This window comes from Methylophaga sp. (assembly GCF_965655755.1).
In the GTDB taxonomy this organism is placed as follows: domain Bacteria; phylum Pseudomonadota; class Gammaproteobacteria; order Nitrosococcales; family Methylophagaceae; genus Methylophaga.
Genome location: NZ_CBFHHW010000034.1, coordinates 1 through 8,197 on the forward strand (window position 1 = coordinate 1; position 8,197 = coordinate 8,197).

Sequence of the window (8,197 nt, forward strand, 5' to 3'; positions counted from 1 at the left end):
AGGGCGAAGCCTGAAACGACTGAAGTTGCTCTGACAAAGCATTCACTGTTTGTCTTAATGCTTTTTCCCGGAAAAAAGCAACCCAGCCCAGCACAGCGCCTGCAATAACAAACAGCACAAATAATAGTATTAACCCAATCTCTCCGTTCATTCATGCTTCTCCCTGTATAGCATCAATCTCTGGCCGTCTTACTTGCTCGTTATGACTCCGTTCGCTTCTTTGCTCTTGGGTGCGCCGAGTCATAAACTTTCGCTAAATGCTGAAAATCAACATGCGTATAGATCTGCGTTGTCGCAATATCGGCATGCCCCAGTAATTCCTGTACTGCGCGTAAATCGCCGCTTGATTCCAGCATGTGGGATGCAAAAGCATGCCGTAATCTGTGGGGATGAACACGGTCTGAGATACCCTGTTTTTTACCCCAAAAACTTAATCGCTTCTGAATCGATCTGACCCCTAAACGCCTGCCCTGCTGGGTAATAAACACAGCGGGTTGATCAAAAAAGCCTATCTTATCGCGTTTTTCTAGCCAGTCCTGCAAGGCTTTAATTGCGGCCTTACCGACCGGACAGACCCGATCTTTATTACCCTTACCGGTGACATGCACCAGTTGATCACCAAAGTCGATATCACGTAAATCTAACGTCGCCAGCTCTGCCAGACGCAGACCAGAGGAATAGAACAATTCCATGATGGCACGATCACGACAGGCAACAAAGGTATCCGGTAAGGTTTGATCCAATAAGGCATTCATTTGATCCACGTCCAGCGTCGACGGTAATCGTTTTTCGGCTTTCGGCGCCTGCACTGCCTGGGCAGGGTTGGTTTCGACTACCCCCTGGCGAATGAGATACTGGTAAAGCGAACGGCTGGCTGACAACATACGCTGGATAGTTCGGCTGGATAGGCCTTTTCGATGAAGAAAGGCAATAAACCGTCGTAAATCGGCTGGTTTCACCTCATGCCATTGTGATAATGACTCTGTCTGACAAAACGCTATTAGTTGTGTGAGGTCACGGTGATAATTATTCACCGTGTGTTGGGAGAGGCGTCGCTGGTGCGACAGATAGTCCAGAAAGGCGTTACTTTGCTGTTCTAACTCATTGCTCATGATGATTGTGACAGTGCTGACGGACGATACGCATAAAGACGTCGCCTAAGAAACTTAAGTAGTCCGTTGCCATATCCGCATGGAAGCGGTTGGCATCATGACTGCCAATGGCAAGTATGCCCGCACAAGGCTCATGACCTAACGGCAGGCAAGCGATAGACTGGATTTCATCAGCCTGAGTACTGAATAAGATTTGCTTCTGAGCTTTCGTCAGGCGTCCACACACCGGTTCCTGCTTATTGAGTATATTGTCGAAACTTTGCAGTTTTTTATCATCAGCGTGCAGTTGCGCGACGTTCGCATCAAGCTTTGGCAGTTCCTGAGGTTTTTCTGAATTATAAAACAGGCGCAAAGCCACATCATCCGCAGAGAACTCATGTTTGAGCTCTTTCACTAAGACACTGATAAGACTGCTCAAATCGGGTGCATCAAGCAGGCTCAGACACAAGGCATGAACACGCTGCTGTAACTCATTATTGCTGTGTGCGTTTTCAATGACTGCATGCAACTGCTCATTGAGCTGTTTATTTTTTTCCTGCAGACGTTGCTGTTGTTTCTGAGCGAGAGAAATAGTGCCTTCGGGTGAGGCATTCAACTCCACCAGCTCCAGCAGCTCTGGCTGCTGCAAAAAAACATCAGGATGTTCCCTCAGATAATGCTCTAATTCGGCGCTTGTTAATGTTGCTCTATCATCGCCCACGCAATTTCTCCATCAAATACATGTTCTGCCGGTCCGGTCATCCACACCGAGGAATCTTCATCAGGCCAGCTTATTTGCAAGTCACCGCCAGGTAATGCCACCGTCACAATATTATTCAGTAACCCGCGTCGTATACCACTGACAACCGCTGCACAGGCCCCTGTACCGCAAGCAAACGTTTCACCTGAACCACGCTCAAAAACGCGCAAACGTATCGAATCAGAGTCAATCACCTGCATGAAGCCGGCATTGACCCGCTCGGGAAAGCGTTCATGCGACTCGACCAAAGGACCAATCTCCTCAACTGAGGCCGTATCGACATCATCGACCATCATGACCGCATGAGGATTGCCCATCGATAAAGCGGTAATTTCTTTTTTGCCGTGGTCATCAATTGCCAGCATATAAGTATTGGCTTGTTCTTCAGCAATGAAGGGAATGTTTTTGGGCTCAAAGATGGGTTTGCCCATGTCCACCGTCACGCTACCATCAGCCTGCAAAGTTGGATAAATTAAGCCAGAAGCAGTTTCAACAGCGATGGTATCTTTTGCTGTCAGCCCTTTTTCACGGACAAATCGAGCAAAACAACGAGCACCATTACCACATTGGGAGACTTCGCCACCATCTGCATTAAAAATACGATAGCGAAAATCAGCCTCAGCGGTTTGTGGTTTCTCGACCAAAAGCAGCTGATCACAACCCACACCAAACCGTCTGTCTGACAAAAACTGAATTTGTTCAGACGTTAAGTTGACTGCTTGTTCGATGGCATTGATGACAATGAAGTCATTGCCAAGGCCGTGCATTTTGCTGAATTTCAACATCGTTACGCCTGTAGAATGTGCTCTCCTGAGAACAGATCTTCAATCGTTTCACGCTCACGAACCAGATGCATTTCTTCTCCGTCCACCATCACTTCTGCTGCCCGGGGACGAGAGTTATAGTTAGAGCTCATGGTAAAACCATATGCACCCGCTGAGCGAATAGCCAGATAATCGCCTTGTTTGATAGCCAGTTTGCGGTCTTTACCCAGAAAATCACCTGTTTCACAGATAGGTCCCACAATATCATAAGTTGTGGCTTGTGCATCGCTGTTTAAACTGACTGCCTGAATCTCCTGCCATGATTGATACAATGCGGGTCTGAGCAAATCATTCATTGCCGCATCGACAATCGCAAACTGTTTGGCTTCGGTAGGTTTAATGAATTCAACCTGCGTCAGCAATATGCCAGCATTTCCAGCAATAGCCCGACCTGGCTCTAAGAGGATTTCCAGTTCACGTTCCTGTAGCAGTGGTTTTAGAGCTTCGGCATATTCAGCCGGTGTCGGCGGTGTTTCATCGCGATAATGAATACCCAATCCACCGCCAATATCCAAGTGTTTGATGGTAATGCCATCTTCAGCCAACTCATCAATCAACGTCAAAACACGGTTAAGCGCATCTACAAACGGTGATACTGAAGTCAATTGTGAGCCTATGTGACAATCAACACCTACAATATGAAGACTCGTCATTTGCTTAGCTGATTGGTAGACCTCACGCGCATCTTCAATCGCGATACCGAATTTATTTTCTTTCAAACCGGTCGATATATAGGGATGCGTTTGCGCATCAACGTCTGGATTAACACGAATCGATACCGAAGCCGTTTTATTCAGACGCTGCGCAACCGTATTGATGCGATCCAGCTCTGGGATCGATTCCACATTGAAACAGCGAATCCCCTGATTGAGCGCATATTCAATTTCATCATGCGTTTTGCCGACACCGGAGAATACGGTTTTTGCAGCATCACCACCGGCAGCAATCACGCGTGCCAACTCCCCGGCTGAGACGATATCAAAACCTGAACCAAGTCTTGCCAAAACATTTAACACCGCCAGATTTGAGTTTGCTTTTACGGCATAACACACCAGATGAGGCTGGCTTGAAAAAGCCGTATCAAATGCTTTCCAGTGACGCTCCAGCGTTGCGCGCGAATAAACATAGGTAGGCGTGCCAAATTGTTGTGTAATACGGTTCGCAGAGACATTTTCCGCGTGCAGGGTATCAGCCTGGTATTGAAAAAAATCCATCGTTATTCTTATCCTGCCGAGCTGTTATCAGTTCCGCCCTGAGGCAAATAAAGATCACCTGTTTGACCACATGCTGTCAGCATCAAAATGCCACATAATAAGATGGCTGACAGATTCCAGCGTAAGAATTTTTGCATTTTTATTCCCCAATATTTCTCAATAACCGGCAGTATATACGGGAAAGACTGAGACGTCTTGGCAGCAGAAACTAGAATTTCTTGTTTAACTTACATACTATTAGCTTTTAAGAGCTCAGCTTATGTTAAGGAATCGCAATTAGACATGGCAAATATGGCAACCCCCATGAGACTCAGCGGTTTAGCAAGGCGTCTTGTCAATGAAGGCTTGCTAAACGATGAGCAAGCCCTTTCAGCGCAAACGGCCGCTAAAGAAGCCAAACAACCCTTTGTAACCTACATGGTTAATCACAAAATTCTTGCCAGTGCCGATATCGCCTCGATTGCATCGCAAGAATTTGGGGTTCCGTTGTTTGATATCAACGCGATGAACCTGGATATGGCCGCAACCAGTCTGATTCAGGAAAAACTGATTCGCCAGCACAATGCTCTTCCTTTATATAAACGCGGGAAGCGCCTATATATAGCTGTTTCTGACCCTACCAATCTGCAAGCGCTGGATGAGTTTCAATTCAATACAGCAATGAACACTTATCCCGTCTTAGTAGATGAACAGAAATTATCTGTGGTCATCGAAAAAGCGCTGGATAAATCCGAAGAGCAACTCGATAGTTTTGGTGACGCTGATCTGGAGGACATGGATCTAGGACCGGATGACTCTGATAAAGGCGAAGATATTACCGAAGCCAATGTCGACGACACGCCGGTCGTACGATTCATTAATGGCATCCTGACCAGTGCTATTAAAGCCGGTGCATCCGATATCCACTTTGAACCGTATGAGAAAAAATACCGTGTTCGTATGCGTATCGATGGTATGCTCCATGAAATGAAAACCGCCCCCGTTGCTTTGGGTGGTCGTATTGCAGCCAGACTCAAGGTTTTATCCCGACTGAATATTGCAGAAAGACGTGTTCCTCAAGATGGACGAATGCGTCTGAAGCTGTCAAAAACCAAAGCTATCGATTTTCGTGTCAGCTCCTGCCCTACCTTATTCGGCGAAAAAATCGTTTTACGTATCCTGGATCCGACCAGTGCACAACTCGGTATAGACGCGCTCGGCTACGAAGAAGATCAAAAAGCCACATTCATGAAAATAATGCACAAGCCCTATGGCATGGTGCTTGTAACAGGTCCAACGGGTAGTGGTAAAACTGTCTCACTCTATACCGCTCTCAATATTCTCAATACCGGTGATCGCAATATTTCGACCGCTGAAGATCCGGCTGAAATCAGTTTACCAGGTGTTAATCAGGTCAATGTGCACCCTGCTATAGGTTTAGATTTTTCATCAGCACTTCGTGCCTTCCTGCGTCAGGATCCGGATATCATCATGGTCGGTGAGATTCGTGACCTTGAAACAGCAGAAATTGCTATCAAAGCGGCACAGACCGGTCACATGGTATTTTCCACCTTACACACCAACGATGCTCCACAGACTTTGACTCGTCTCGCTAATATGGGGGTACCGGCCTTTAATATCGCATCAGCTGTCTCATTGATCATTGCACAGCGACTGGCCAGAAGATTGTGCTCCAAATGTAAGGCTGAAGAAAATCTCCCTTCAGACGTGTTACTCGATGAGGGATTTACACAGGAACAGATCGATGCAGGAGTCAGTGTCTACAAAGCGGTAGGTTGCGATAGCTGCACAGAAGGTTATAAAGGCCGTGTCGGTGTGTATCAGGTTATGCCCGTGTCCGAAGCCATGGGACGGATCATCATGGAAGGTGGTAACGCGATTCAACTTGCTGATCAAGCAGAAAAAGAAGGTATTGATGATTTGAGAAAATCAGGGCTCAAAAAAGTGGCTGCGGGGCTTACCAGCCTCGAAGAAATCAACCGTGTGATCAAGGAGTAACACGTGGCACAAGCTCAAGCTGTAAAGGCAAAGAAGGTCAAAGTACCCGATATTTACCTTTGGCAAGGCACCAATAAACAAGGCCGCCGGATCAAAGGTCAATTAACGGCTGAGAATGTCGCTCAGGCTAGAGCAGATTTGCGACGACAGGGTATTGCTCCACTCAAGGTAAAGAAAAAACCCAAAGATCTTTTTGCTGCTCGAAAGCCTCCCATCAAACCTAAAGATATTGCTATCTTTAGCCGCATGTTAGCGACCATGATGTCATCTGGTGTACCTCTGATGCAGGCCATGCAAATCATCGGTGAAGGCCATGAAAATGCCAGCATGCAAGAAATGATTTTGGCGATTAAAGCCGATGTAGAATCAGGTACAAGTCTAGCGGCATCTCTTGGCAAGTTTCCTCTTTATTTTGATGATTTATACATCAATCTTGTCGATGCTGGTGAACAGTCAGGTACCTTAGAAACACTCTTGCATGAAATTGCTGAATATCAGGAAAAGACTGAAGCCCTAAAAGCAAAAATTAAAAAAGCGTTAGTGTATCCAACAGCTATCATTGTGGTGGCTTTTCTAGTTACTGCAATTTTGATGATTTTTGTTATTCCTCAGTTTCAATCTCTTTTCCAAGGGTTCGGCGCCGACCTCCCTGGTTTAACCAAACTTGTCATTAAGATATCTGAAGTTTTCCAGGAACTATGGTGGCTCATTTTTGGTTCCATTATCGGTATTGTCATGGGTTTTATGGCAGCCAAAAAGCGTTCGAGAAAGATCCAGCACTTTCTTGACAGAATACTTTTAAAATTGCCTGTAATCGGTGCTGTTATGACCAAAGCGGCCATTGCCCGTTTTGCCCGGACGTTCTCAACAATGTTCAAAGCCGGTGTACCGATGGTTGAAGCAATGACATCCGTTGCTGGTGCCACAGGGAATATTGTTTATGGTGAAGCGACACTTGATATGCGAGATGAAGTATCAACAGGTACCCAATTAAACAAAGCCATGCTTGATACTGAATTATTTCCAAATATGGTTATCCAGATGGTTGCGATTGGTGAAGAGTCCGGCTCTTTAGATGCTATGCTTGCAAAAGTGGCTGATTTTTACGAAGCTGAAGTAGACGACGCTGTCGATAATATGACCGCTTTGATGGAACCTATAATCATGGTCTTCCTTGGCGGTATTGTTGGTACGCTTGTTATTGCTATGTATCTGCCCATCTTCAAACTCGGGGCCGCCATCTAAAGATGCAAGTTATCGATTTACTGGCATCGTCTCCCCTCCTATGGGTGACGACAACAATTGTGCTTGGCTTATTGGTCGGTAGTTTTTTAAATGTTGTAATCTATCGTCTGCCTGTAATGATGCAGAATGAATGGGAATCTCAATGTGCTGAATTAGCTGGCCAAGAAAAATCCCAGCTTGTATTTAATCTCTCAACACCACGCTCTCGTTGTCCGCATTGTGACCATGCTATCTCTGCGTTTGAAAACATTCCTGTTCTCAGCTTTCTTGCTTTAGGAGGAAAGTGTCACTCCTGTAAAGCAGCCATATCTGTACGTTATCCAATTATCGAGGCACTGACAGGTATCTTATCCGGTGTTGTCGCCTGGTATTTTGGTTTTAGTTGGGCATGTTTTGGCGCCTTACTGCTGACCTGGTCATTAATCGCGTTGACCTTCATCGATCTTGACCACCAGCTACTGCCGGATAAAATTACTTTACCGCTGGTTTGGCTGGGCCTTTTCTTCAACCTGTTTGGCTTATACACCGATCTTGCCAGCAGTGTCATTGGCGCCTTAGCTGGTTACCTATCGTTATGGAGCATCTATCACCTGTTCCGACTGGCAACAGGTAAAGAAGGCATGGGCTATGGTGATTTCAAATTACTTGCGGCCCTCGGCGCCTTTATGGGTTGGCAATTGTTACCAGTGATTGTGCTGCTTTCTTCTCTGGTCGGGGCTGTCGTAGGAATCACTTTGATAGTCGTAAGAAAACATCAGCGTGATATTCCCATTCCCTTTGGTCCTTACCTTGCTGCTGCTGGTTGGATCGCTTTGGTCTGGGGGGAACAGCTTAATCAAGGCTATTTGAACATTGCTGGATTAAACTAATGCTTTTCCGGGTTGGGTTGACGGGGGGCATTGCCAGTGGCAAAACGACGGTCAGTCGGTTGTTTTCAGCTTTGGGAATCACTACCATTGATGCCGACATCATCGCGCGTGAGCTACTGGAAAAGGACACCCACTGTTATCAACAGGTTATTGAACAGTATGGTCCTGGAATCTTGCTGGACAATGGTGAGATAAA

General features: G+C 46.1%; 9 protein-coding genes. 4 read left to right on the plus strand and 5 right to left on the minus strand.

Translation table 11 applies throughout. The annotated features are described in order from the left end of the window. Positions 1-200: 200 nt before the first annotated feature. From xerC to lptM, 5 genes are read right to left on the minus strand one after another with little or no spacing between them, the layout of a single operon-like run. Positions 201-1,112, minus strand: a complete 912-nt coding sequence (xerC, locus tag ACTF5U_RS10650) for a tyrosine recombinase XerC (protein ID WP_438971610.1) — start codon at positions 1,110-1,112, stop codon at positions 201-203. Further along, positions 1,102-1,812 (minus strand): DUF484 family protein, encoded by a 711-nt coding sequence (locus ACTF5U_RS10655; RefSeq protein ID WP_438971611.1) that lies wholly within the window; start codon positions 1,810-1,812, stop codon positions 1,102-1,104. Before ACTF5U_RS10655 ends, xerC begins: the two co-directional genes overlap by 11 nt. Beyond that, positions 1,788-2,636 (minus strand): diaminopimelate epimerase, encoded by an 849-nt coding sequence (gene dapF, locus ACTF5U_RS10660; protein WP_438971612.1) that lies wholly within the window; start codon positions 2,634-2,636, stop codon positions 1,788-1,790. Before dapF ends, ACTF5U_RS10655 begins: the two co-directional genes overlap by 25 nt. Positions 2,637-2,638: 2 nt before the next feature. After that, positions 2,639-3,889: a diaminopimelate decarboxylase gene (gene lysA, locus ACTF5U_RS10665; RefSeq protein ID WP_438971613.1), complete on the minus strand. Its 1,251-nt coding sequence runs from the start codon at positions 3,887-3,889 to the stop codon at positions 2,639-2,641. Between the two features lie 8 nt (positions 3,890-3,897). Beyond that, a complete protein-coding gene (gene lptM, locus ACTF5U_RS10670; RefSeq protein WP_438971614.1) occupies positions 3,898-4,026 on the minus strand; it encodes an LPS translocon maturation chaperone LptM in 129 nt (42 codons plus the stop codon). 145 nt (positions 4,027-4,171) lie between these two features. Between lptM and pilB the strand changes: the two genes are divergently transcribed. The 4 genes from pilB to coaE all read left to right on the plus strand — a co-directional run. Continuing rightward, positions 4,172-5,887, plus strand: a complete 1,716-nt coding sequence (pilB, locus tag ACTF5U_RS10675; protein ID WP_438971615.1) for a type IV-A pilus assembly ATPase PilB — start codon at positions 4,172-4,174, stop codon at positions 5,885-5,887. A 3-nt stretch (positions 5,888-5,890) separates the two neighbouring features. After that, positions 5,891-7,132 (plus strand): type II secretion system F family protein, encoded by a 1,242-nt coding sequence (locus tag ACTF5U_RS10680; RefSeq protein ID WP_438971616.1) that lies wholly within the window; start codon positions 5,891-5,893, stop codon positions 7,130-7,132. 2 nt (positions 7,133-7,134) lie between these two features. Then, positions 7,135-8,001, plus strand: a complete 867-nt coding sequence (locus ACTF5U_RS10685; RefSeq protein ID WP_438971617.1) for a prepilin peptidase — start codon at positions 7,135-7,137, stop codon at positions 7,999-8,001. Then, on the plus strand, positions 8,001-8,197 hold a 197-nt coding region (coaE, locus tag ACTF5U_RS10690; protein WP_438971618.1), incomplete at its 3' end, for a dephospho-CoA kinase. The genes ACTF5U_RS10685 and coaE, both read left to right, overlap by 1 nt.

What these genes read in the sequence shown, in the direction of transcription:
- lysA (WP_438971613.1), bottom strand. Translation starts at nt 3,889, where the DNA reads ATGGATTTTTTTCAATACCAGGCTGATACCCTGCACGCGGAAAATGTC.
- xerC (WP_438971610.1), bottom strand. Translation starts at nt 1,112, where the DNA reads ATGAGCAATGAGTTAGAACAGCAAAGTAACGCCTTTCTGGACTATCTG.
- dapF (WP_438971612.1), bottom strand. Translation starts at nt 2,636, where the DNA reads ATGTTGAAATTCAGCAAAATGCACGGCCTTGGCAATGACTTCATTGTC.
- lptM (WP_438971614.1), bottom strand. Translation starts at nt 4,026, where the DNA reads ATGCAAAAATTCTTACGCTGGAATCTGTCAGCCATCTTATTATGTGGC.
- ACTF5U_RS10685 (WP_438971617.1), top strand. Translation starts at nt 7,135, where the DNA reads ATGCAAGTTATCGATTTACTGGCATCGTCTCCCCTCCTATGGGTGACG.
- pilB (WP_438971615.1), top strand. Translation starts at nt 4,172, where the DNA reads ATGGCAAATATGGCAACCCCCATGAGACTCAGCGGTTTAGCAAGGCGT.